24 protein-coding genes and 1 pseudogene are annotated in these 24355 nt (G+C 58.9%); 17 read left to right on the top strand and 8 right to left on the bottom strand.

All coding sequences use genetic code 11. The features are described 5' to 3' along the window. The first annotated feature begins 119 nt into the window (after nucleotides 1–119). The 10 genes from GOB86_RS09060 (at nucleotide 120) to GOB86_RS09015 (ending at nucleotide 6882) form a co-directional block, all read left to right on the top strand. A complete protein-coding gene (locus GOB86_RS09060; RefSeq protein WP_165992016.1) occupies nucleotides 120–491 on the top strand; it encodes a HesB/IscA family protein in 372 nt (123 codons plus the stop codon). Beyond that, nucleotides 488–1273, top strand: coding sequence for an exodeoxyribonuclease III (locus tag GOB86_RS09055; RefSeq protein ID WP_165992015.1), 786 nt, complete (start codon nucleotides 488–490; stop codon nucleotides 1271–1273). Before GOB86_RS09060 ends, GOB86_RS09055 begins: the two co-directional genes overlap by 4 nt. After that, nucleotides 1224–1973 carry a GNAT family N-acetyltransferase gene (locus GOB86_RS09050; RefSeq protein WP_242012576.1) on the top strand — a complete coding sequence of 250 codons (750 nt, stop codon included), beginning with the start codon at nucleotides 1224–1226 and terminating at the stop codon, nucleotides 1971–1973. The genes GOB86_RS09055 and GOB86_RS09050 overlap by 50 nt, the downstream gene beginning before the upstream one ends. 81 nt (nucleotides 1974–2054) lie before the next feature. Then, the gene (gene pqqA / locus GOB86_RS09045; protein ID WP_035370857.1) at nucleotides 2055–2135 is read left to right on the top strand and encodes a pyrroloquinoline quinone precursor peptide PqqA; all 81 of its coding nucleotides are present in this window, start codon (nucleotides 2055–2057) and stop codon (nucleotides 2133–2135) included. 87 nt (nucleotides 2136–2222) lie between these two features. Further along, the gene (pqqB, locus tag GOB86_RS09040) at nucleotides 2223–3134 is read left to right on the top strand and encodes a pyrroloquinoline quinone biosynthesis protein PqqB (protein WP_165992014.1); all 912 of its coding nucleotides are present in this window, start codon (nucleotides 2223–2225) and stop codon (nucleotides 3132–3134) included. Beyond that, the gene (gene pqqC, locus GOB86_RS09035) at nucleotides 3131–3871 is read left to right on the top strand and encodes a pyrroloquinoline-quinone synthase PqqC (RefSeq protein WP_165992013.1); all 741 of its coding nucleotides are present in this window, start codon (nucleotides 3131–3133) and stop codon (nucleotides 3869–3871) included. The genes pqqB and pqqC overlap by 4 nt, the downstream gene beginning before the upstream one ends. Continuing rightward, nucleotides 3868–4167 (top strand): pyrroloquinoline quinone biosynthesis peptide chaperone PqqD, encoded by a 300-nt coding sequence (pqqD, locus tag GOB86_RS09030; RefSeq protein ID WP_242012575.1) that lies wholly within the window; start codon nucleotides 3868–3870, stop codon nucleotides 4165–4167. Before pqqC ends, pqqD begins: the two co-directional genes overlap by 4 nt. Beyond that, nucleotides 4164–5252 (top strand): pyrroloquinoline quinone biosynthesis protein PqqE, encoded by a 1089-nt coding sequence (gene pqqE / locus GOB86_RS09025; RefSeq protein ID WP_165992012.1) that lies wholly within the window; start codon nucleotides 4164–4166, stop codon nucleotides 5250–5252. Before pqqD ends, pqqE begins: the two co-directional genes overlap by 4 nt. A 198-nt stretch (nucleotides 5253–5450) precedes the next feature. Then, on the top strand, nucleotides 5451–6398 hold the full coding sequence (locus tag GOB86_RS09020; protein WP_165992011.1) for a DMT family transporter: 948 nt from the start codon (nucleotides 5451–5453) through the stop codon (nucleotides 6396–6398). Nucleotides 6399–6531: 133 nt separating this feature from the next. Continuing rightward, a complete protein-coding gene (locus GOB86_RS09015) occupies nucleotides 6532–6882 on the top strand; it encodes a zinc ribbon domain-containing protein YjdM (protein WP_165992010.1) in 351 nt (116 codons plus the stop codon). Nucleotides 6883–7077: 195 nt separating this feature from the next. Here the strand turns inward: GOB86_RS09015 and yghU are convergent, their stop codons facing one another. The 3 genes from yghU to GOB86_RS09000 all read right to left on the bottom strand — a co-directional run bounded on the left by yghU (nucleotide 7078) and on the right by GOB86_RS09000 (nucleotide 9997). After that, nucleotides 7078–7947 carry a glutathione-dependent disulfide-bond oxidoreductase gene (gene yghU / locus GOB86_RS09010; protein ID WP_408737360.1) on the bottom strand — a complete coding sequence of 290 codons (870 nt, stop codon included), beginning with the start codon at nucleotides 7945–7947 and terminating at the stop codon, nucleotides 7078–7080. Nucleotides 7948–8169: 222 nt separating this feature from the next. Continuing rightward, nucleotides 8170–9183: a ferritin family protein gene (locus tag GOB86_RS09005; RefSeq protein ID WP_165992009.1), complete on the bottom strand. Its 1014-nt coding sequence runs from the start codon at nucleotides 9181–9183 to the stop codon at nucleotides 8170–8172. Between the two features lie 130 nt (nucleotides 9184–9313). Further along, on the bottom strand, nucleotides 9314–9997 hold the full coding sequence (locus GOB86_RS09000) for an ATP-dependent Clp protease proteolytic subunit (RefSeq protein ID WP_194301147.1): 684 nt from the start codon (nucleotides 9995–9997) through the stop codon (nucleotides 9314–9316). A 95-nt stretch (nucleotides 9998–10092) separates the two neighbouring features. Here GOB86_RS09000 and GOB86_RS08995 point away from each other — a divergent pair, with 95 nt between their 5' ends. The 5 genes from GOB86_RS08995 to recJ all read left to right on the top strand — a co-directional run bounded on the left by GOB86_RS08995 (nucleotide 10093) and on the right by recJ (nucleotide 16793). Then, nucleotides 10093–11202, top strand: coding sequence for an OmpA family protein (locus tag GOB86_RS08995; protein WP_194301146.1), 1110 nt, complete (start codon nucleotides 10093–10095; stop codon nucleotides 11200–11202). 124 nt (nucleotides 11203–11326) lie between these two features. Beyond that, nucleotides 11327–12562 carry an LL-diaminopimelate aminotransferase gene (locus GOB86_RS08990; RefSeq protein ID WP_165992008.1) on the top strand — a complete coding sequence of 412 codons (1236 nt, stop codon included), beginning with the start codon at nucleotides 11327–11329 and terminating at the stop codon, nucleotides 12560–12562. Next, nucleotides 12559–13872 (top strand): homoserine dehydrogenase, encoded by a 1314-nt coding sequence (locus GOB86_RS08985; RefSeq protein ID WP_165992007.1) that lies wholly within the window; start codon nucleotides 12559–12561, stop codon nucleotides 13870–13872. Before GOB86_RS08990 ends, GOB86_RS08985 begins: the two co-directional genes overlap by 4 nt. Before the next feature lie 68 nt (nucleotides 13873–13940). Further along, complete coding sequence (gene glpX, locus GOB86_RS08980) at nucleotides 13941–14939, top strand: class II fructose-bisphosphatase (protein WP_165992006.1); 999 nt, start codon at nucleotides 13941–13943, stop codon at nucleotides 14937–14939. Between the two features lie 18 nt (nucleotides 14940–14957). Continuing rightward, nucleotides 14958–16793 carry a single-stranded-DNA-specific exonuclease RecJ gene (recJ, locus tag GOB86_RS08975; RefSeq protein ID WP_165992005.1) on the top strand — a complete coding sequence of 612 codons (1836 nt, stop codon included), beginning with the start codon at nucleotides 14958–14960 and terminating at the stop codon, nucleotides 16791–16793. A 163-nt stretch (nucleotides 16794–16956) separates the two neighbouring features. On the opposite strand, the gene rpoH is transcribed toward recJ, so the two are convergent. Both rpoH and GOB86_RS08965 read right to left on the bottom strand, forming a co-directional pair. Then, nucleotides 16957–17841, bottom strand: a complete 885-nt coding sequence (gene rpoH, locus GOB86_RS08970) for an RNA polymerase sigma factor RpoH (protein ID WP_165992004.1) — start codon at nucleotides 17839–17841, stop codon at nucleotides 16957–16959. 321 nt (nucleotides 17842–18162) lie between these two features. After that, nucleotides 18163–19116, bottom strand: a complete 954-nt coding sequence (locus GOB86_RS08965) for an RluA family pseudouridine synthase (protein WP_165992038.1) — start codon at nucleotides 19114–19116, stop codon at nucleotides 18163–18165. A 272-nt stretch (nucleotides 19117–19388) separates the two neighbouring features. Here GOB86_RS08965 and GOB86_RS08960 point away from each other — a divergent pair, with 272 nt between their 5' ends. After that, nucleotides 19389–20441 (top strand): FecCD family ABC transporter permease, encoded by a 1053-nt coding sequence (locus tag GOB86_RS08960; RefSeq protein ID WP_165992003.1) that lies wholly within the window; start codon nucleotides 19389–19391, stop codon nucleotides 20439–20441. Then, complete coding sequence (locus GOB86_RS08955; protein ID WP_165992002.1) at nucleotides 20438–21244, top strand: ABC transporter ATP-binding protein; 807 nt, start codon at nucleotides 20438–20440, stop codon at nucleotides 21242–21244. Before GOB86_RS08960 ends, GOB86_RS08955 begins: the two co-directional genes overlap by 4 nt. A gap of 14 nt (nucleotides 21245–21258) precedes the next feature. On the opposite strand, the gene GOB86_RS08950 is transcribed toward GOB86_RS08955, so the two are convergent. The 3 genes and pseudogenes from GOB86_RS08950 to GOB86_RS08940 all read right to left on the bottom strand — a co-directional run. After that, a complete protein-coding gene (locus GOB86_RS08950; RefSeq protein ID WP_165992001.1) occupies nucleotides 21259–22875 on the bottom strand; it encodes a hypothetical protein in 1617 nt (538 codons plus the stop codon). Nucleotides 22876–22891: 16 nt separating this feature from the next. Then, nucleotides 22892–24205 (bottom strand): NAD(P)/FAD-dependent oxidoreductase, encoded by a 1314-nt coding sequence (locus GOB86_RS08945; RefSeq protein WP_165992000.1) that lies wholly within the window; start codon nucleotides 24203–24205, stop codon nucleotides 22892–22894. 49 nt (nucleotides 24206–24254) lie between these two features. Beyond that, a pseudogene (locus tag GOB86_RS08940) lies at nucleotides 24255–24355 on the bottom strand (IS5/IS1182 family transposase); the annotation flags it as partial.

Genomic DNA, 24355 nt, shown 5'->3' with positions numbered 1-24355 from the left:
TCCGGGTGGCACAATGCCCACGGACCATGCACCCCCGATCTTAGGCTATTGGTGGAAAGTTGACCATTGGAAGCGTCTTGCCCCTTCAAACCGGCACGCGGGCGGATTATCTATGAGGGATGACACAGCCAGCCCCCACTTTTTCCGTCTCCGATTCCGCGGCCAGCCGCATTGCCAGCGTGGTTGCCAAAAAACAGGCCAGCGTCCCCACCCCGCAGGAGGCCCCGGTTGCCCTGCGCGTAGCGGTGGAGGCCGGGGGGTGCAACGGGTTCCAGTACCAGTTCATCCTCACCCCCCCAGACGGTCTGGCACCCGATGACGTGCGGATTGAAAAAAACGGCGCTCTGGTGGTGGTGGACCCCACAAGCCTTGACCTGCTGGCCGGTGCCCAACTGGAGTTCGAGGACAAGCTGATGGGGGCGCATTTTGCCATTACCAACCCCAACGCCGCCTCCTCCTGCGGATGTGGCACGAGCTTTTCCCTCGCATGAAAATCGCGACATGGAACATCAACTCGGTGCGTCTGCGGCAAGGTCTGGTGCTGGACTGGCTGGCGCGCGAACAGCCCGATGTGCTGATGTTGCAGGAAATCAAATGCGAAACGCATCTGTTCCCCACCGAGGTTTTTGAGCAAGCAGGCTATGGCAGCGCTGTTGTGGGGCAAAAGTCCTACAATGGTGTTGCCACACTGGTGCGTGGGGACTTTGAGGTCACAACCGAGCTCCTGCCCGGCTTTACCGACCCCGCCGCCCGGTATGTGGAGCTGCGCACCCAAGGGTTGGCACTGGGCAACCTGTACCTGCCCAACGGCAATTCCGGGGCGGAGCAGGGCTACGCTACCAAGCTGGAATTTCTGGCCGCCCTGACCGCGCGCGCGCAGAGCTTTTTGGATCAGGATACGGATTTTGTGCTCGCGGGGGATTACAACATCTGCCCAACACCCGAGGACTGCGCCCCCGGTGCCCTTGGCCCCGATGATGCCCTTGTGCGCCCGCAAAGCCGCGCGGCATGGCGGCGTTTGTGCTGGCTGGGCCTGACCGACGCCCTGCGCGCCCTGCACCCCACAGGGGCTGCCTACACGTTCTGGGACTATCAGGCCGGAGCGTGGCCGCGTGATAACGGGTTGCGGATCGACCACATGCTACTCTCCCCCCGTGTGGCCGAGCGCCTGCAAACCGCCCGACCTGACCGCGACGAACGCGGCATGGAGCGCCCATCCGACCATGTGCCGCTCATTGTCACGCTGGATTCCAGCGCCCCCACCCCTGCCTGAACCGGCAGGGCGCGGAGCAGGTACTACGCACACGGGCAGCCTTGCCCTGCACATCCGCCGTACCCGCGTGGCCGATGCCGCTTACCTGCCAGCACTGGAGCGGGACGCGGCACAGGCCTTTTGCGCCATACCGGGGCTGGAATGGCTGGCGGAGGGGGACGTGCTGCCCCCATCCGTGCATCTGGCCAGCATTGCCACGCAGACCTGCTGGGTTGGGGCCAATGCAAAGGGGCAGTTACGCGGTTTTTTAAGCGCGACCCCCTACGGGAATGACCTGCATATACAGGAAATGTCGGTCGCACTGGCAGCGCAGGGCCAAGGGCTGGGCCGCCGCCTGCTCCATGCCGCGTGCAAAGCCGGGCAATTGCTTGGCCTGCGGCGTGTCACACTGACCACATTTGCAAACGTGCCGTGGAACGCCCCGTTTTATGCCTCCGCCGGGTTTTGTATTGTGCCGCCCAATGCGCTGGATGCGCGGCTGGCCAGCGTGCTGGCACTTGAGGAATCCACAGTGGACTGGCCACCTCCGCGCGCTGCGCCATGCAGCGCGATCTGGCATCCACCGTTCAATGTGTTTCAAAATGAAACAGTCGTGCCAGTTAAGAATGACTCCCGGCATCACACTGCCGTGATAACGGAGCGCCTACCCCCCTTATACGGGTGCTGGCCCTTGCACGTTTGTTATTTTTCATCACACTGAAGCCGCTCTGACGCACCGCACGTACCTGCGATGTGTGGCTGCGTTTTGTGCACACCACACCCAATGCCAAGGAGAACCATCATGGCCTGGAACGCACCAAAAGTGACGGAAATTCCGTTGGGCGCAGAAATCAACAGCTATGTCTGCGGTCAGAAAAAGTAAGAGAGGGCTCTCCCTCTCTCAGCCGTCAGGCGGGTTGGTGCCTAACCGGCTTTCCCCCTGACGGCTTTTTTGTTTAGAAAGCGTCTTATGCTTGATATTGTTGTCCTTGGCGCAGCCGCCGGTGGCGGTTTTCCGCAATGGAACTCCAACGCCCCTGCCTGCCGCCGCGCCCGCGCGGGCGACCCCGCAGCCCCCGCCCGCACTCAGGCTTCCATAGCTGTTAGCGGAGATGGCACGTCCTGGTACGTGCTCAACGCCTCCCCCGACCTGCGGACCCAGATCAACCAGACCCCCGACCTGCACCCACGCACGGGCCTGCGCTCCACCCCCATTGCCGGGGTTGTGCTGACCAGTGGCGAAATTGACGCCATTACCGGCCTGCTGACCCTGCGCGAACGACAGGCGTTTGAGCTGTATGCAACGCAGCCAGTGCTGGACCAGTTGGACGCCAACCCCATTTTTACCGCACTGGACCGCACGCTGGTGCCCCGCCTGCCCATGGTGCTGGACCGCCCGATTGCCCTTGACCCACCGGGCTTTTGCATCACCCCGTTTTCGGTTCCCGGCAAGGTGCCACTCTACGCCGAAAAAGCGGAAAACCCTGCCGAGATCATGAATAATGGCGAAACCATCGGGCTGGAAATAACAGACGGCAAATCCCGCGCCCTGTTCATTCCCGGCTGCGCGATGATGACGGACGCCCTGCGCGCCCACATTAGCGGAGCGGACGCCGTGTTCTTTGACGGCACCTTATGGACCGATGATGAAATGGTGCGCGCAGGCCTTGGCAGCAAAACCGGCCACCGCATGGGCCATATGTCCCTCGCGGACCAGCCCGATGGCACGTTTTCCGCCTTTGCGGACCTGAACGTGGACCGCAAGATCCTCATCCACATCAACAATTCCAACCCGGTTCTGCTGGCCGACAGCCCCGAACGCCAGCAGGCCGAGGCCGCAGGCTGGGACGTGGCCTTTGATGGCATGAAGGTAAGATTATGACCGACCGCATTCTAACCCCCGATGAACTCGAAGCCGCCCTGCGCGCCATTGGGGCAACCCGCTACCACAACCTGCACCCCTTCCACCGTGCGCTGCATGACGGCAAGCTGAACAAGGGGCAGGTGCAGGCATGGGCGCTGAACCGCTATTATTATCAGGCCAGTATTCCCGCCAAGGATGCCTCCCTGCTGGCACGCCTGCCCACCACGGAACTGCGGCGCGAATGGCGGCGCAGGCTGGAAGACCACGACGGCACACAACCCGGTACAGGCGGTGTGGCCCGCTGGCTTAAACTGACCAGTGGCCTTGGGCTGGACAGCTCTTATGTGGAATCGCTCGACGGGCTGCTGCCGGGCACACGCTTTGCGGTGGAAGCCTACGTGCAGTTCGTGCGCGAACGCTCCATTCTGGAAGCCATTGCCTCCTCCCTGACCGAGCTGTTCTCCCCCACCATTATCAGCGAACGGGTTGCGGGCATGCTCAGCAACTATGATTTTGTAACCGAGGAAACACTCGCCTACTTCAAACCCCGGCTGACGCAGGCCCCGCAGGATTCCGCCTTTGCTCTGGCCTATGTGCGCAAACACGCCCGCACGGCGGAACAGCAGACAGCGGTGCTGGACGCGCTGAAGTTCAAATGCAACGTGCTGTGGTCCATGCTGGACGCGCTGGATTACGCCTATGTGGTGCCCGGCCGCGTGCCACCCGGCGCGTTCCACCCGGACCCGCAGGCATGAGTGAGGCCACAGGCCCCGCAGTCATGACCGAGACCACGGTGCCACGCTTTGCGCGTGGCACCCGCCTGCAATACGACCGCGTGCGGGAAGTCTGGTTTATTCAGGCCCCCGAACGCGCTTTTCATGCCGACCCGGTTGCCGCCGAAGTGCTGCAACTGGTGGATGGCACACGCACGCTGGGCGCGGTCATAGACCTGCTGGCCGAAAAGTTTGCCGCCCCCCGCACGGTTATTGCGCATGACGTGCTGGCCATGGTGGCCGAACTGGCCGAAAAGCAGGTTCTGCTGCACGCATGAGCACGCCCCCACCCCCCATGAGCCTGCTGGCGGAACTGACCCACCGCTGCCCCCTGCAATGCCCCTACTGCTCCAACCCGCTTATGCTGGACCCCAGAACGCAGGAACTGGGCACAACGGAGTGGCAGCGCGTGCTGGACGAGGCGGCATCCATGGGCGTGTTGCAGGTGCATTTTTCGGGCGGGGAGCCCATGGCCCGCCCCGACCTGCCCGAGCTTGTACGCCACGCCGCCAAGGCGGGCCTGTATTCCAACCTGATTACATCGGGCGTGCTCATCCGCCCCGAGAGCCTGCGCGCACTGGCCGATGCCGAGCTGGACCATATCCAGTTGTCTTTTCAGGACGTGGACCCCACCAGCGCGGACCGCATTGCCAACATGGCCGGTGCCCACGCCAAAAAGCTGGAAGCCGCGCGCCTGATTGCCGCCGAGGGCATTCCGCTCACGCTCAACTTTGTCATCCACCGCCAGAACGCCGAACACGTGCCCGCTATGCTGGAACTGGCAGAACAGCTAGGTGCAAGGCGGGTGGAAATTGCCCATACCCAATACTATGGCTGGGGCCTGCTCAACCGCGATGCCCTGCTACCAGACCGCGCCCAGATTGATGCCACAACCGAGGCCGTAACTGCCGCGCGCGCAAGGCTTGCCGGGCGCATGAGCATAGATTTTGTAACCCCCGATTATTACGAGGACCGGCCCAAACCCTGCATGGGCGGGTGGGGCCAGCGGTTTTTGAACATCACCCCCACAGGCAAGGTGCTGCCCTGCCACGCGGCAGAAACCATACCCAACATCACCTTCCCCACTGTGCGCGAGGCCAGCCTTGCCGCCATATGGGAAGACGCCCCCATTTTTAACCTGTTCCGTGGCACGGACTGGATGCCCCAACCCTGCCAGTCCTGCGCGTTCAAGGAGGAGGACTGGGGAGGATGCCGCTGTCAGGCGCTAGCCCTTGCAGGCAAGGCGGATGCCGCGGACCCCGTGTGCCATAAAGCCCCCGATCACGGGCAGGTCATGCAGGCCATTGCCCAGCGCCCGCAAACACCGCCCCCCTTCCGTTACAGACGTTTTGGAAACGCCTGATACAAAAAGGCTGTTTTTCAAACCCCAATCCAACTGGCATACGCCACACCCTGCATACCCCATGCAAAAGCCCCCCGGCTGGCAAATTGCATAGTTGGCGCATTTGTGGCTAAGAGACGCACACAATAACACGCGCCCCAGACACTCCACCTCCAATGGAGCCAACTGGCCCACATCCGACCCAAGGCGGCACACCCCATGCACAACCCAGCCGAACACCATAACCTTGGCAAAGGCATTGCCTGTGGTGTTGGGGCCGGGGCTTTGTGGGGACTGGTCTTTTTAGCCCCGGAACTGATCCGCAGCTTTACCCCGCAGGAAATGGCCTGTGGCCGCTACGTTCTGTACGGCCTGTTTGCCGTCGCCATGGTGGCCCCACGCTGGGGGGTGTTAAGCCACACCATAAACCTGCGTACATGGTGGACACTCAACTGGCTCTCCTTCGCGGGCAATACGGCCTATTATATTCTGCTCTCCAGTGCGGTCAAAAACGGGGGCATAACCACCACCACGCTTGTTATTGGCTTTTTGCCCGTACTGGTCACGCTGGTCGGTAGCCGGGACAAGGATGCACTTCCCCTACGCAAGCTTTTGCCCTCCCTTATGCTCTGCATGACCGGGGCGGCCTGCATTGGCTGGCAGGCCATGCACACCCACACGCATACCACGGCTCGCGCTCCCCTTTTTGGCCTGCTCTGCGCCGTGGCAGCCCTTGGGTCATGGACACTCTATGCCGTGGGCAACAGTCGCGCACTTGCACGCCAGAGACATTTTTCCGCCCATGACTGGAACCTGCTGACCGGGCTTGCAACTGGTGCGCAAAGCGTGGCCCTGCTCCCCTTGGCTCTGCTACTGGACAGCACACAGCACGGGCTGGACCAGTGGCGCAACTTTGCGCTGGTCAGTGCGGGCGTGGCTCTGCTGGCGTCCATTACCGGCAATGCGTTGTGGAACAGAATGAACCAGCTTCTCCCGCTCACGCTGGTGGGGCAGATGATTCTGTTCGAAACCCTGTTTTCCCTCTGCTACGGTTTTATATGGGAGCAACGCCTGCCTACCGGCACGGAAACACTGGCGTTTGGCTGCGTAGTTATCAGTGTACTGCTGTGCGTAAGCGCGCACCGCAAGCCCGCTGGCCCCGCGTAAGCGACGTATAAGATCCGCCACCACCACAGCACGAATGGAGCGGCCACGCATTGGCCTGCTCTTTTGCCCCGCTATTTCTATTACCGGGCGCATGTATTAGGTTGCCCCGCATTGCAACCACGGGGGGATAACCATGAGCGACGAACACAAATGTCCGCAATGCGGCTGTGAGCATATTTATCAGGATGGTGGACTGTGGGTCTGCCCCGAATGCGCGCATGAATGGAACGAACTGTCCACCACAGCCACGGACACAGACGGTTCAGATGCCATCCACGACGCCAACGGCAATGTTCTGGCCGATGGTGACACCATTACCGTAACCAAGGACCTTAAGGTCAAAGGGTCTTCGCTGGTGGTTAAAAGCGGCACCAAGGTCAAAAATATCAAGCTGGTGGAGGGATCGGACGGGCACAATATTGCGTGCAAGATAAATGGCATCGGGGCCATGAACCTGAAGTCCGAATTTGTAAAAAAATCCTGACCTTCTGGGCACCCTCCCCGACAAGCCGGCAATAAAAAGTGCAAGCTGTTGGGGAGTGTTTTTGACAACATACCTACCAAGCCGTTCAGGTTGAACCATAGAGGGACCTGAACGGCACCGCCGCCAGAGCGTAAACACCCGGTCTGGCGGCGGGATTATTATTTTCCAAAAACTCCTGTAATTGCAAAGAATTTTTTAGACCTTCCCCTCCCCCATCTTGTCCTGCGTTTTGGTAGCGAAGTCGCTGGCGTCATGCCGTTCATGCAACTGGCTGGCGGGGTCTCCAAATGTGCGGTTGACCATACGCCCACGCCGCACGGCGGGCCGTGCCAGAAGCTCTGTGGCCCAGCGTTGCACATGCTGGTATTCCTGCACCTGCAAAAACTCGGCGGCATTGTACAGCCAGCCTTCCACCAGCCAGCCATACCACGGAAAAATGGCCATATCGGCAATGGTGTAATCATCCCCCGCAATATAGCGGCTCTGGGCCAGCCTGCGGTTGAGCACATCAAGCTGGCGTTTGGTCTCCATGGCAAAGCGATCAATGGCGTATTCTATTTTGTGCGGCGCATAGGCGTAAAAATGCCCAAAGCCACCGCCCACATACGGAGCGCTTCCCATCTGCCAGAACAGCCAGTTCAGGCATTCGGTCCGGCCCTTGATATCCTTTGGAATGAACGCCCCAAACTTTTCAGCCAGATACAGCAAAATAGAGCCGGATTCAAAAACACGGATCGGCTCTGGCCCACTACGGTCCACCATGGCGGGAATTTTGGAGTTGGGGTTAATCTCCACAAACCCGCTGCCAAACTGATCCCCATCACCAATACGGATCAGCCACGCATCATATTCGGCCCCAGCATGGCCCAGCGCTAAAAGCTCTTCGAGCATGGTGGTCACCTTGACCCCATTAGGCGTGGCAAGGGAGTATAATTGCAACGGATGCTTGCCCACGGGCAAAGCCTGATCGTGCGTAGGGCCAGCCACGGGGCGGTTGGTGCTTGCAAACGCACCTCCTGCCCCTCTGCTCCAGACCCACACCCGTGGAGGGGAATACTCGGTCATTGCACACATTGCTCCTGTGTTCTTTGCGTCCATGCCCCGATCAGGGTTCATGCCCTGCCGGGGTATGCTCTGCCTTGGGGCAAGCTTACGCGGGCATGGTGGTTTTTACACCTCCATTATGGCGCACGACCTGAGCGGCGTAACAGGCACACACCAAAGCAAAACAGCCTGCCCCCATAACGGAGCAGGCTGCCAGCAAAAACGCATAGGGACAAATAAAGCTCAGGCGGCTTTTTTGCCGTTCGCCTTGAAAATACCCGAAGCAAACTCCCACACCCGACCAGCATTGCGGATAACGCGGGCAATGGCGGGGGTTGTGGTCGGGCGCAGCAGGCGGGGGTCATACCCGGCAAAGCGGCGGTCATCTTCCTCCAGACACAGTTCCATAAAGTCTGGCAGGCTGATCTGGATGTTGGTGACTTCCTTGGTGCCGGTCACGGTAAAGTTGTTGTCCTGCGTATGGACCTCTCCGCTGTCATCCACCGTGCGGGCAAGGCTCATGCGTTCGTAGGCCAAAAAGCCCCACACAGCCCATACCTTGGCTTCAAAGAACGGGCGGCGCCACCAGGGCATAACCGCGCGGTACCAGGCCAGCCAGTTGGCAAACAGCAGGATATGGCGGCATTCTTCCTGCATGATCGGCTCAAACGTATCGGTCAGCGCTTCGGGGAAGTAGCCTGAACGCTTGGCCAGTTCGAACATGCCAAAGGCAAAAAAGCTATCCACGCATTCCGAAAAACCGGTGACCAGATAGGCCCATTCCACGTCCTTCGGTTCAATGTACGGGGGCTCGGGCGCCATGGGAATGTTGTAGGCCGCCACCATTTTGGACAGCACTTCCTTGTGCCGGTTTTCTTCCCACGCATTGCGTGAAATGGCGTCTTTTACATCCGGGTCCGTGACAAGGCGGGCATAGGCGGCCATGCGCAGGCGGGCCTTGCCCTCGGTCTGCACGGCAATATCCCAGATCGGCAGGGAAGTTACGCGGTGCAGGGTTTCGGGGTCCAGTTTGGGCCAGTCAATGACCGACGGCTTGTACGGATTAAACGTCTCGCGGAACATTTCCGCCAGTGCGCGCTTGTGCTCATCCGACCCCGGTTTGAGCGGCCCGCGAATGGGGCTCAGCCAATGGCGCGCGCGAAAATCCGCCTCAGCCACAGCCTCGGCATTAGGGGGTGCAGGAAGGTCATCCATACTTTCCGGCAGGCGGGAATAAATATCGCTCAGAGAACCCATGTGAGGAACCCGTTATCTGGGGACCTCCCCTTTTTGCAACCGGCCCTGACTGGCTGGAACGTCGGAAGGTCCAATAAACCTGAAACATGCCGCCATTCCCATTGCCGGAAATGGCGGCGGACGCCCCGTGTTAGTGCAGATCAGCCAGCTTAGAAATGATCTTGGTCACTAAACCGTAATCTATCGCCTCTTTTGCGGACATCCAGTAGTTGCGGTCCGTATCCTTGACGACTTTTTCGTAGGACTGCCCGGTTTCACGCGCGAACAGGTGGTTCAGGCGTTCACGCATTTTAATGATCTCGCGCGCTTCGATATCAATATCGGTTGCCGGGCCCCGCACGCCACCCATGGGCTGGTGGAGCAGAAAACGCGTGTTGGGCAGGCAGAATCGGCGGTCCTTATGGCCTGCGGCAAAAATAAGCGCGCCAGCCGAGGCCACCCAGCCTGTGCCAATCATGTTGACCGGAGCTACCGAATCGACAAAGCGGATCATGTCATGGATCGTGTCGCCACTTTCCACGTGCCCGCCGGGGGAGTTGACGTACACATCAATCGGCTTGTCGGATTCACCGGCCAGCGCCAGCAGACGACCGGTTACGTCGCGCGCAACCTTGTCGTTTATCCCACCAAAAATAAGCACCTTACGCTGTTTGAACAGCTTGTGCTCCAGCTCGCCCTGTGGGGCGGCAGAGGCTTTGCCTTCCTCTTTTTCAGGGGTTTCCGGGGTTTCCGGCTCATCGTCCAGCCTGATGGCGTTACGGGAGAAAATGCCCGTCATTGCTGTCTCCGCACATTGTTCCGTATCAGTGTTCATTCTCTTATCCTGCGCTGCCCGAACGTGCCTGCCAAGGGGCAATCATGCGCTCTCTCGCCACGGGGGAGGGAAAAGGGTAAGGTGCGGCGCAATTTATGTCAGGTTTTCGGAGCATTCACCCCGCCATGCAGCAGCCCACTCTGGAGCAGAAGCCGACCAGCCGGATACCCACCTCCCGGCCCGCCCGCTTTATGCAGGCAGCCTGCATGGCCGCTCTTCTTGCCTCGGGTGCCGCCATAACCGGCTGCCAGCATCGCGATGCGATCGATACAACCTTGGACTGGACACGCAGCATGCGCGGCGGGGCCATTGCCCAGCAGCGCCCGCCACCGCCGGGCCGCTACGACCCGTACCCCAAAGTGGGCCTGACCCCCACGGAGGTGCCCGAGGTGCCCTCGCCTCAGGCGCGTGACCTGCTGAGCGAACAGCTGACCCGTGACCGAAACCTGACTTACCGGACCGTAGCCGCCAACGGGTCGATGATCCCCGATATTCCGCCACCACCCAATGCGAGCGGCAAAGCAGGCGCCAAAAAAGCCCAGACCACCCTGCCCGAAGGTGTAAGCGGGGCGATCATGGACGCAGCAGACACCTCCCCCCAGCAGAGCGTACGCGCCCCCCTGCGCCATGCCGTAACCAACCTGCCCACCGACACAAAAACAACCGCCACGGCACCGGAAGAGGCGGAAGTAGCCATGCCCGAAGTGCACAGAAAAGCGGACATACCCGAACTGCGCCCCGACCAAATACCGCAAAGCCCGCCTACGGCGCCCACCTTCCCCGGTTTTGACGTCCCCACGGATGCGCATCTCCCCGATGCCGTGCGGCCCAATTATGACCTGACAGACATTAAAGGCACGGCCTTCCACTTTATTCCCCAGTCCGACCAGCTCTCCAACGGGCAGGAGCCAGCACTGGACAAAATTGTGCAAAAATGGCCACACGGCCCCCTGACCATTCGCGGGTTTGGAGATGCCGCCTCCATGAGTGCTCAGGACCAGTCCGATGCCGTGCGCCTTGGACTCCTGCGTGCCCAGCGCCTTGCAACGGAACTGGAGCAGCGCGGCGTACCCACCAGCGCCATAACCGTGCGCGGCGATGCATTTGGAACAGGGGCCAAGGTGGTCACCCCACCGCCACCCCCCAAATCCCACCCCGCAGATCAGCCAGCAGACCTGCCCGACGATCAACCCGACGACAGGTAAAAACGCACCCGCACGGCGGTTTTGCATCCAGAGGAGTTGCCTGTTCCATTTTGGCGATTACTATGCTCTCTCCCTTCATCCTACAGGGGCCATGTTCCCTGTCCTTTCAGAGCACCCAAAGTCCATGACCGAAGAGTTCCATCGCATCCGCCGCCTGCCGCCTTACGTGTTTGCCTCTGTCAATCAGGCCAAGGCAGCAGCGCGCGCACGGGGCGAGGACATTATTGACCTTGGCATGGGCAACCCGGACACCCCCACCCCGCCGCATATTGTAAGCAAACTGATTGAGACGGTAAACGACCCACGCTCGCACCGTTATTCGGTCAGCCGCGGCATTCCCGGCCTACGCAAGGCCGTGGCGGGGTATTATGACCGACGTTTTAACGTAAAGCTCAACCCCGATAGCGAGGTCATTGTTACCCTCGGCTCCAAGGAAGGGCTGGCCAATCTGGCCTCCGCCATTACCAGCCCGGGGGACACCATTCTGGTGCCCAACCCTTCCTACCCCATTCACCAGTTCGGCTTTATTATTGCGGGGGCGTCCGTACGCTCCATCCCAGCCACCCCGAACGAGGACATGCTGCGCGCCCTCCACCGTGCGGTGCGCCACTCCGTGCCCAAGCCCACGGCGCTGATTGTCAACTTCCCCTCCAACCCCACGGCGTATCTGGCTGATCTGGATTTTTACAAGGAACTGGTCGCCTTTGCCCGGCGCGAGGAAATCTGGATTCTCTCCGACCTTGCCTACGCGGAAATCTATTTTGGCGATCTGGTTCCCCCCTCCATTCTGGCCGTACCCGGTGCGCGTGACATTGCTGTGGAATTTACATCGCTGTCCAAGACCTACTCCATGGCAGGCTGGCGCGTGGGCTTTGCCGCAGGTAACGAACGGCTGATCGCAGCCCTGACCCGCATTAAATCCTACCTGGATTACGGGGCTTTCACCCCCATTCAGGTTGCCGCCGTAACCGCGCTTAACGGTCCGCAGGACTGTGTGGCCGACCTGCGCAACCTATACAAGGACCGGCGCGACGTGCTGATCAAGGGCCTGCATTCCGCCGGGTGGGACGTTCCTTCCCCCGAAGGCTCCATGTTCGCATGGGCTCCCATTCCCGAACCCTTCCGCGAGATGGGGAGTGTTGCCTTCTCCAAGCTGCTGCTTGAAGAGGCAGGCGTTGCCGTAGCACCCGGCCTTGGCTTTGGTGAATATGGCGATGACCATGTCCGGATCGGACTGGTGGAAAACACACACCGCCTGCGTCAGGCCCTGCGCTCCATCAAGGGCTTTATGGCCGCCCACGGCGTTAAGGCCCCTCCCTCCTCCAACCCAGCCCCCAAACCGGAGTCTGTTGCACCGTGACATCCTGTTCCTCTTCTTCCCCTCTTCGTCTTGGTATTGCAGGGCTTGGCACGGTTGGCGCGGGTGTTATCCGCCTGTTGCGCGCCAATGCGGACCTGCTGAGCGCGCGCGCTGGCCGCCCGCTGGAGGTTGTGGCCGTCAGTGCCCGTGAGCGCACGCGCGACCGTGGAGTGGATGTGTCCGCCCTGCGCTGGTACGACAACGCCGCCGATCTGGTGAACGACCCGGATGTGGACGTGGTGGTGGAACTGATTGGCGGGGCCGAAGGCACAGCCCGCGCACTGGTTGAAGCCGCCCTTAAGGCTGGCAAGCCGGTCGTAACCGCCAACAAGGCCCTTCTGGCGCTGCATGGTTCCACCCTTGCCCGCCTGAGTGCGGACAACAACGCCCCCCTGTTGTTTGAGGCCGCGGTTGCAGGTGGCATTCCCGCCATTAAAACCGTGCGCGAGGGACTGGCGGCGGACCGCCTGTTGCGCGTGGGCGGTATTCTCAACGGCACATGCAACTATATCCTCACCGTCATGCGTGAGACGGGCAAGGACTTTGCCACCGTGCTCAAGGACGCACAGGACCTTGGCTACGCGGAGGCCGACCCCTCCACCGATGTGGACGGGCTGGACGCGGCCCACAAGCTGACCATTCTGGCAGGTCTTGCCTTTGGCCAGCCCGTGGCGTTTGACAGCGTGCATGTGGAGGGTATCCGCCGTATTGGTGCTGTGGACCAGACCTTTGCGCGCGCCCTTGGCTACCGGATCAAGCTGCTCGGCCTTGCCAGCATAAGCGATGCCGGGCTGCACGCACGCGTAACACCCTGCCTTGTGCCCCAGCATGCCCCCCTTGCGCAGGTGGACGGGGTGTTCAACGCCGTGGTGGCGGAAGGCGAATTTGTTGGCCGGATCATGATCGAAGGACGCGGCGCTGGTGCTGGCCCCACGGCCAGTGCGGTCACGGCCGATCTGGTGGACATTGCACGCGGCAACACCATTGCCGTGTGGGGCGTGCAGAGCAGCACCCTGCCCCCGCTACGGGCCTGCCCCATTTCCAGCGGTGAAGGTGCGTTCTACCTGCGCCTGATGGTGGAAGACCGCCCCGGTGTTATTGCCGACATTACCGCCATATTGCGTGACTGTGGCGTATCGCTGCGCAGCATGCTCCAGCACCCGGCGGAAAATGACAGCACGCCTTATGTTCCCCTTGTTCTGGTCACACATCGGACATCCGAAGCCGCTATGCAGGACGCCGTTACCCGGATTGACGCCCTGAATGTTGTGACAGACTCCACAGTCGTGATCCGGATCGAGGCCGCCTGAGAAGCCCCTCAGGCCCAGCCTTGCCCCTGCCTTACGATCGATTGTGCAATTAAGGATCCCGCTTTCTCATGTCTGATTCCATTGGCCCCTCTCCCTTCGTTGTTTCCGACCGCAATCTGGCTCTTGAGCTGGTGCGTGTGACCGAAGCAGCGGCCCTTGCCTCTGCCCGCTGGACGGGTCGTGGCCGCAAGAACGACGCAGATGGTGCAGCGGTGGAAGCCATGCGCATTGCCTTTGACACCGTGGCCATAGACGGCACCGTGGTCATTGGCGAGGGCGAAATGGACGAAGCGCCCATGCTCTACATTGGCGAAAAAGTTGGTGCGGGCGGCCCGGCCATGGACATTGCCGTGGACCCGCTTGAAGGCACCAACCTGTGCGCCAAGGACATGCCAAACGCCATTACCGTGGTGGCGCTGGCCGAACGCGGCAACTTTTTGCACGCGCCAGACGTGTACATGGACAAGATTGTGGTTGGCCCCAACCTGCCCGCAGGCGTTGTGGACCTTGAAAACACGATTGAAACCAACCTGAAGAACCTTGCCAAAGCGCGGGGCAAAAGTGTGCAGGACCTGCTGCTCTGCACGCTCGACCGCGAACGGCACGAGGAAATGATTGCCCGCGCCCGCGCCGCTGGTGCCCGCGTGCGCCTGCTGAGCGATGGTGATGTGGCCGGTGGCATTGCCGCCTGTCTGGACAGCAGCCAGGTCGATATTTACGTCGGCTCCGGTGGTGCGCCCGAAGGGGTGCTGACCGCTGCGGCCGTGCGCTGTGTGGAAGGTCAGATGCAGGGTCGCCTTTTGTTTGAGGACGACGCCCAGCGCGAACGGGCCCAGAAGATGAACCCCGGCAAAAACCCCGACCGCAAGCTGGACCTGCACGATATGGCCGCAGGCTCCGTGCTGTTCTCCGCCACGGGTGTCACCACGGGTGCGCTGCTGCGTGGTGTGCGGCAGTACCCGCATCAGGCGGTCACGCACTCGCTGGTCATGCGTTCCAAGTCCGGTACGTCCCGCTTTATTGAGGGGCACCACAACTTCAAAACCAAAACATGGACGCCACAATAACAGGCGTTTTTTAACCCCATGCTCCCCACCACCATGCCAGAGGGCACAGCCGTGCCCGCCCCCACCGCAACGCCCGCCGTGCTCAATGTGGAGCACAGCGTAAACGCGCGGCGCTGGTCATGGCGGGAGGGGGCGGACAACCCCACCATCAACCGGCTGGGGGCCGCACTGGCCCAGCAGCTTGGCATACCCGAAATTGTGGGCCGCCTGCTGGCCATGCGCGGGGTTAGCCCCGAACACGCGCCCCATTTTCTGGCCCCCACCCTGCGTGCCCTTATGCCCGACCCGTCCTCCCTGACGGATATGGACAAGGCCGCGGCCCGCATGGCGCAAGCCGTGCAGGCGGGGGAAACCATCGGTATTTTTGGTGATTACGACGTAGATGGCGCTTGTGCGAGTGCTGTGCTAGCCGCTTTTTTTGAACAGCTTGGCTGCTCCGTTCTCACTCACATTCCAGACCGCATGACCGAGGGCTACGGCCCCAACCTGCCTGCGCTGGAGGCTCTGGTGGCCCAAGGGGCCACGCTACTGGTCTGCGTGGACTGTGGCACGGCGTCTGCCGCCATTCTCAACCAGCTTGTGGGTAAAGCGGATGTGGTGGTACTTGACCACCACAAGTCCGAGGATGCGCTGCCCGATATTCTGGCCACAGTAAACCCCAACCGGGCGGACTGTTCCTCCGGCCTTGGGCATATCTGTGCCGCAGCCCTGAGCTTTCTGGCAACCGTTGCCACCAGACGCGCCTTACGTGAGAACGGTTTTTTTACCGCAACCCACCCCCAGCCAGACCTGCGCCCCCTGCTGGACCTTGTAGCCCTTGCCACGGTGTGTGACGTCATGCCCCTTCAGGGCGTCAACCGCCTGTTTGTGGCCGAAGGGCTCAAAATTATGGCGGCCCGCCAGCGCGTGGGGGTTGCAGCCCTGCTCGAAATTGCCGGGGTCACCAAAGCGCCCGATGCGTTCTCATGCGGGTTTGCACTGGGGCCACGCATCAATGCTGGGGGCCGCATAGCCGAGGCAGCCCTTGGCCTACGCCTGCTCCGCTGCCCCGACGCGCATGAGGCCAAGCAAATGGCCGAACGGCTGGATGCGGTCAACCGCCGCAGGCAGGACGTGGAAGCCGACATTCTGGACCGCGCCATGGAACAGGCGGCCGAACAGAAGGACGCTGGCCACGGCGTTATTCTGCTGGCAGGCAAGGACTGGCACCCCGGCGTTGTGGGCATTGTGGCAGGCCGCATAAAAGAGCGCTTTAACCGCCCCGCCCTTGTTGGCGCGCAGCAGGAGGACGGGAGCATAAAAGGCTCTGGTCGCTCCGTGGCGGGTCTGGACCTTGGCACCGTTATTATTGCGGCCCGTCAGGCGGGGCTGCTCAAAACCGGGGGCGGGCACGCCATGGCGGCCGGGTTCTCGCTCGAGGCAGACAAACTGAGCGAGTTCCACGCCTTCCTTAACGCCCGTCTGCCACAGGCAGCCGAACTCCCCCCGACCGTGGACCTGACCATAGACGCGGTGGTGGCCGTAACCGGAGCCACGGCAGAACTGGCAACCGACATGGCAGCCCTTGCCCCCTTTGGCGCGGGTAACCCCGAACCACTTATTGCCCTGCCCAATGTGCATATTGTGCGCACCGACCGCATAGGCCGGGACGCCAACACCCTGCGGGTGCAGATCCGGGCCAGTAATGGCAGCAGGCTCAAGGCCCTTTTGTTCAAGGCGGACAACAACCCGCTGGCACTGGTGCTGGAAGATGCAACGCGCCCGCCCGTGCATCTGGCGGGCTACCTGCGGGCAGAAAGCTGGAACGGGCGCACGGACGCCACATTTTTTGTGCAGGACGTCGCTCACGCCTGAGTAAGCCAGCGCGGGACAGCGGGGGCTGATCAGAAGATTATAAGCTTCCCCAAGCCACCAGACGCCCCGGCCCACAACGACAGGAGCTACGGGCTACCGACGTATCCGTGCCCGGCACAGATGACAAACCAGCAGCAGGCCCGGGCACGCACAAAGGGGGGGATTATTCCCCCAGTGTGGCGTTGCGGCGGGCCGCGACTTCCTTCTTCATGGCTTCCTGTACTTTTTCAAACGCACGCACTTCAATCTGGCGCACCCGCTCGCGGGAAATGCCGTAATCATGGGCGAGTTCTTCCAGCGTGGCCGGGTCGTCCTTGAGGCGGCGTTCGGTAAAAATGCGGCGCTCACGCTCGTTCAGGGTTTCGAGTGCGGTGGCGAGCAGCGCCTTGCGGCCCGACATTTCCTCATTCTCGGCGTAAACCTCTTCCTGATTGACGTGGTCGTCCACCAACCGGTCCTGCCACTCGCTATCCTGATCTGCCTTGAGTGGTGCGTTCAGGCTGTGGTCGGGGGCAGCCATGCGGCGGTTCATGTCCACCACATCCTGCTCGGACACACCTAAGGTTGTGGCAATCTTGTTGACCTGTTCGGGCTTGAGGTCACCATCCTCGATCGCCTGCATCTGGCCCTTGAGGCGACGCAGGTTGAAGAACAGCTTTTTCTGGGCAGCAGTTGTGCCCATTTTGACCAAAGACCAGCTATGCAGAATGTATTCCTGAATGGCCGCACGGATCCACCACATGGCGTACGTGGCCAGACGGAATCCTTTTTCGGGGTCAAAGCGGCGTACGGCCTGCATCATCCCCACATTGCCTTCGCTGATCAGTTCATTGATCGGCAGGCCATAGCCGCGGTACCCCATGGCAATCTTGGCGACCAGACGCAGGTGGGAGGTCACCAGCCGGTGGGCGGCCTTGACATCCCCCTTGTCCCGCCATTTGCGCGAAAGGGTGAGTTCTTCTTCTGGTGTAAGCAGAGGATATTTACGAATTTCCTGAAGGTACCTTGAAAGATTGCCTTCAGGCCCAACATCAATGACTGAGGCCATGATTTGAGTACTCCTTCCTGAGCTGGAAACTCCCTTGGGTGCGTTTGGTTCCTGTTCCGTCAACAGGCGCACCCACAACTACAGAGGCAAGTTCCAGTACCCGATGGAAAAATATGACAGCCCCTGTCCCTGCCCTCGGCATGAGCAGCAGGAACCAAAGGCCCCTTCCCGCCTTACGGAAAAGTGAGCGGTATAGACCAAGAGGGTGCGCCAGAAAAATGTACCCTGTCAAGAAAACAGGTGCGCATGGTAGCAAAACTGCCACAGTTAGCGGACCTATGCGGTCCCCTTTACCCCGGAATCGGGGTTATTGCCGTGTCATTACGAGTCGCTCAATGCCTGTTCGAGTTCAAGCATGTCGGGCGGCATGGGCGTTTCAAACAGCAGTTTTTCACCCGTTCTGGGGTGGGTAAAGCCCAACCGGGCCGCATGGAGCGCCTGACGGGGGAAGTCCAGCCCCGCAGCCTTTGCCACCGGTGGCAGGCCACGGGCGGCGGCCGGCACGCGCCGCAGGTAGAGCGGGTCCCCCATAAGCGGGTGGCCATTGGCCGAAAAATGCACCCGAATCTGGTGGGTGCGCCCCGTTGCCAGCTTGCACGCAACAAGGGCTGCCGATGCGCTGAACACTTTGAGCGTGCGGTAATGGGTTAATGCCCATTTACCGCCATGGGTGACCAGCGCCATGCGTTTGCGGTCACGCTTGTCGCGGCCTATCGCGCCCTCGTAATCCCCCTCCGCAGGTGTTGGCACACCCCAGCAGAAAGCCAGATAGGCGCGGTCTATGCGGCGGGCGGCAAAATCGTCCGAGAGGGCCAGATGGGTTTTTTCCGTTTTGGCCACCACCATAACGCCAGACGTATCCTTATCCAGCCGGTGCACAATGCCGGGGCGGCGCTCCCCGCCAATACCTTTCAGGCTCTCCCCGCAATGGGCGATCAGGCCATTGACCAGCGTGCCTGTCTCGTTCCCCGGTGCGGGGTGGACCACCAGCCCGGCGGGCTTGTCCAGTACGATCAGGTCGTCATCCTCATACAGGATGTTAAAATCCATGGCCTCGCCCTGCGGGGTGGCAGGGGCTGCGGCTGGCAGGTCCAGCACCACCACCATGCCGGGTTTGACCGGCATGGCGGGTTCGCGCAGGACCACGCCGTTGCACAGCAGGCACCCGGCCTCGATCAGTCCTTTTATGCGTGAGCGGGAGGGGGCTCCGGGGCAGGTGGACAAAAACCGGTCTACCCGCTCGCCCGCCTGTGCCGCATCCACAGTAAAGGCCAGAGTGGTCCCGTGGGTGGGGGCAAATTCGGGTTCTACCCCGCCTTGTGCTGGAACTGTGTGTGCCAAACCCGTCCGTCTCACTCACGCTGCTGGGGTGGAATGTGCGCGTACAAAGCCCGCTTGCACGCTGTGCGTCAAGCAGTGGAATGGGGCTGGCGGCCCGTGTGCAGGCACCGTCCACCCCTGTGACCCATGGGGTTTTGCATTTTTGCTGACAACCGTGGCCCATGCCCTCTTGCCCTGCGCCATATACGGCGGGATAGTGTGCAACCATGCCCAACCACCACCCCACCATTGCGCAGACCTACCGGACCGCCATGCACCACCGTAGCCTTGTGCTGGGCGGGCTGGTGGGGGTGCTGGTTCTGTCCGTTCTGGTGGATTGCGCGGTGGGGCCTGCGGCACTCTCCCCCACCACATTACTGCGAGCCATGTTTGCTCCTGCGGGAGTGGACGAGCAGACCAGCCTGATCGTCTGGCAGATCCGCCTGCCCTACGCGCTTATGGCCGCATGCGTGGGGGCAGCACTGGGGCTGGCGGGCGCGGAAATGCAGACCATTCTGGCCAACCCGCTGGCCAGCCCGTTCACACTTGGCCTGTCTGCCGCGGGGGCGTTTGGCGCATCGCTTGCCATTGTTCTGGGCTGGCACATTAACCCTGTGCCCGATATGTGGCTAACTGCGGGGAGCGCCTTTGTCTGCTCCGCCCTGTCCGTATGGATTCTGGATACGCTGGTGCGGCTGCGGCAGGGCGGCACGGGCACGGTTATTCTGTGCGGGGTCGCACTTGTTTTTTCGTTTCAGGCGCTGGTGGCACTGATGCAGTTTGTGGCGAACGAGGACGCACTGCAAAATCTGGTGTTCTGGACCCTTGGCAGCCTGACCCGCGCAACATGGAGTACTCTTGGCCTGCTGGGGGGCGCTCTGGCCTGCATTTTTCCGTTTTCGCTCCGGGCGGCGTGGCCCTTGACCACCCTGCGCATGGGGGAAGACCGGGCAGCGAGCCTTGGGGTGGATGTGCCCCGCCTGCGCCGTGCGTCCTTGCTGCGTATTAGCCTGTTATGCGCACTGGCCGTGGCCTTTGTGGGGGTTATTGGCTTTATCGGGCTGGTGGCCCCCCATATTGCCCGCCGCCTTGTGGGGGAAGACCACCGCTTTTACCTACCTGCCAGCATGTTGAGCGGGGCATTCATTCTCTCCCTCGCAGCTCTTGTTGCGCGTGTGCTCGTGCCCGGCGTGGTGGTGCCGACCGGCATTGTAACAGCACTGGTGGGCATACCGTTTTTTCTGGTTATTGTGCTGCGCCGGGGGGAAGGCACGCCATGACCCACACCCGGCCCGATGAAGGGCTGATAGTGCGCAATCTGAGTGTCCGGTATGGCCGCAGGCCCGTGCTGGCGGATGTGCAGGCCGGGCCGTTCCCCCACGGAGCGGTCTGCGCGGTACTTGGCCCCAATGGCAGCGGCAAGTCCACCCTGCTGCGCGCCATGGGCGGGCTGCTCCGCGCCACGGGTACACTAACGCTGGATGGGGTGGACCTGACCCCCATGCCGCTGGCCCTGCGCGCCCGGCATTGCCTGTACCTGCCACAAGCCCTGCCAGAACCCGTGCGCCTGAGCGTGCTGGACGCCATGCTGGCCGCCCGCCACGCCACGGGGCGGCAGAGCAGCGCCAGCACAGCGGAGGACATAGACGCCGCCATGGCCTGCCTGCATGACGTGGGCATAGCCCACCTTGCCACGCGGAGCCTGCACGAACTCTCGGGCGGGCAGCGCCAGCTTGCAGGGCTGGCCCAAGCCCTCGGCCGCAAACCCCGCGCCCTGCTGCTGGATGAACCACTGAGCGCGCTGGACCCGTATTACCAGCAGACCGTTATGGCCCTGCTCCGGCGCGAGACGGCACAGCGCAATCTGGTCACCATAATTGTCCTGCATGACCTGAACATAGCGCTCAACCAGTGCGATCTGGCCTGCCTTTTGCACAATGGGCGGATTCTGGCCTACGGCCGCCCGGCAGACGTTCTGACCCCCGAACATTTGCGCACCGTGTACCACATAGATGCACGGGTGGATGAGGGGGCGAACGGGCAACGTTTCATCAGCACATCAGGGGTTATATGTGGTGAATAAGCCTCAATGAAAAATTAGGGCGATCCTGCGCGTTTAAAAACCAGAAGGACTTTTTTCCCCTGTTTTAACTCAGCATCCTGCACATACCCTGATGATGCCTCCGACAGACATGGTGTTAAATACTCACTCGGTGTAACCGCAATGAGTGTTGGGCCATTTTCTTTTATAAGCTGACAATATTGTTCACCATTGCTCACCACATAAAAATGGGAGCTTCTGAATTTAAGTTTTTCCCACCAACCAAAAAACACATGTCGCGTATTAGCTGCATGAAGAAAATGATGTCTCGGCTCATCTAAAATCCAATGCGCCTTTATATCTTCAGGAAATAAGAAATCCGGCCTTTTAGATCGATAATTTTTATTAACATATTCTGCAAAAAACTCTGCCTTCCAATCCTTTCGTGTAGCTTGAGCTACTTTTATGTCATAATAATCTTTGTTTTTGTTTTTTATGTCTCTTTTAATCATATCTACTGGCGGTATTATTAATAAAGATACTAGAGAAATTGGTAAAATTTTCTTACCAACAATATCACCATACCGTGCATATAACATGGCAGGCAATTTACACTCACTTTGCCATACCAAAAATGCCATTACGCAAATACAAAAGTTCCCCATAAAAAGTTGTATGTAATGTTCCCAGTAATGTTGGCTTATGATAAAAAATAGTAGAGCCACTCCAGAAAGAAAAGAAATAGAAAAAATCTTTATCTCTAATCTGGAGAAATTTCTTTTATCTACGACCAATCCGGATACGACTAAAATTCCCATTAAACTCCATGACCCCCAAAAAAATAAATCAGGAGTTTTTCTGGCAAACATAAAAAACGACTCCGGCCCAGAAATTGGATTAATAGGCGAAGCCAACATGGCAAGACCATCAAGAAAAGATGCAAATTGCCCCGTTACCACATAAGGAAAAGCATTCAGAAAAAAGCCCCACACAGCTATTGCCATTACCCACATAGATATTTTTCCAAACATCCAAAGGTAATTTTTAATGGTTTTGTTTTCCTGACTTAACAAAACAGATAAAATAAGAATGACACCATAAGATGGCAAATAATATGGACGGATAGATATTGCCATGGCAGCCAGCATGCTCCCCAACAGCAATGTAGAAATCTGTATTACTTTCTTTTCATCAACCAGAAAATTTTCTTTGATCAACAACAGAAAAGACAAAACATAAAAACTGACTCCAATACAATTTATAGTGGCGAACGAATTGTATGAAAAACACAACAAAAATGGATAGAGAGCCGTGCAAAAATAATAAATGCTGTTAGATATTTTGTAATTTTGGTATAATTTTTCAAATATATTTTTCATGAAAATGGACGTTGAAAATATCAGTCCCATGGAAATTATCTGAAAAACATCTATGCTTTTGAAATATGCTGGAATGATAAAAAGAAAAGGTACGAACGGTAGTTTATCATGGAACTCGCTTGTCCACACCAACTCCCCATGAAGCAAGCGAGCACCATAATACATTTCATGGTCAAGGTCCCAAGCATACACATGCGCGACAAAGGCTTCCACGCAAAGTAAAACCATAACAACAAAATAAAATACATAGAAATTGAACATTTTTTGTCCAATTTTAAAAACAGATTCCAGCATAATGCATCTCCGAAATTTATTTATTTATTAACCGTGCTGCAATTTTCCGACCTTCACGAATAGCATAATTCGTTCCCCTATCTTCAGGATAAATCTGAGCCATGGAACAAAGATGAAGACCCGGATATGGGCTGTCCTGATCAGGAATAAGGCTGGAATAATGTTTTTCCACTACGGGTTGGGACCACCGTGCTTTCCATACGTTATACTGACGTATCCATGACCGACTGAAAGCGGGAAACATCTTCTGGATATATGGCAAAGAAAACTCCAGAATATCCTGATCATTCATTTGGTAAAGTGCATCTGTATGCGGCAGGTATTTAGACAGGTAAACAATGTGGTTGCCGCCATAACTGGATGCATTTTCAAAATTTGTATGTTCAATAACGCCGACAAATGGAAAACTCGGGTCATTAACATTCAGCCAGTACGTGGAAGAAAGAGACCGGTCCAACTGTAAAACCAAACAGACATTGGCAAGGTAATCAATACGACGCAGACTGGAGAGATATTCTGGCGCTGCCCAATTTTCGAGCATATCAGCGACAAGAGGAAGCGCCGTGGTGGCAATCACCTTGTCACTGTCCAACTCCCCCCATGGACCAGCAACCCGCCACCGTCCATCTTCCAATTGAGTAATCTGTGTAACGGGAGCATTGCACATGACTTTGCCCCCGGCTTTTTCAATACCCGCAGCAGTTGCCTCGGCAAGTCGCGCAAAACTGCCTTTCATGTAAACAAGCCGTTCTTCGCCTCCCTTGCCACGACTTCCTCCTCGCAGTTTCAGTTTATTCCAGAACCACACAGCAGAAATTTTTTCTGCATAGGGTCCGAACTTGCCTGCCAAAAGCGGTTCCCATACAACTCGAAAAACATTTTTTCCGCCGAGCTTGCGCAACCAGTCAGCCGCAGTCTCGTTTTCGAGCGCCTTCCAGTCCTTTACGTGCCGTGCGCGCAGGGTCAGCACCCCAAGACGAATACGGTCAATAAAGGGCAGTGCTGTAAATTTGAGAAGATCAAGAGGTGTCGAGAGTTTAAAAAAATGGCCTGCGTAGTACACGCCTGTATTAGTTGGCTGTACGACCACATCATCAGTTAACCCGGTATCTTTGATCAGCCCCATGACATCCAGATCGTTTGTGAACCAATGGTGATAAAAACGGTCCAGCCTCTCTCCATCCGTATCGAAGGCCCCTGCGAGCCCCCCCAGATAGCGATCCGCTTCAAGAACGGTCACCTTGTGCCCAGCACGAGCAAGATCATAAGCAGCACTTAAACCAGAAAAACCACCACCTATGATCGTAAAGGAAGAAAGAGTTTGGGTCATTCAGATTTTTTATCTCGTAAGTAATGAAAAAATTTTCTTAGAGCCTGAATCAGAAAGGGGTTTGATTGATTTTTCGCAGAACTCTGCGGATATGGGCAATCATCAACCACGCGTGGGATGACGAGATTGTTGCCTCGACATCCTTCGTGA

The organism is Acetobacter lambici (assembly GCF_011516885.1).
GTDB classification, from domain to species: domain Bacteria; phylum Pseudomonadota; class Alphaproteobacteria; order Acetobacterales; family Acetobacteraceae; genus Acetobacter; species Acetobacter lambici.
This window is presented reverse-complemented; position numbering and strand designations above follow the sequence as displayed.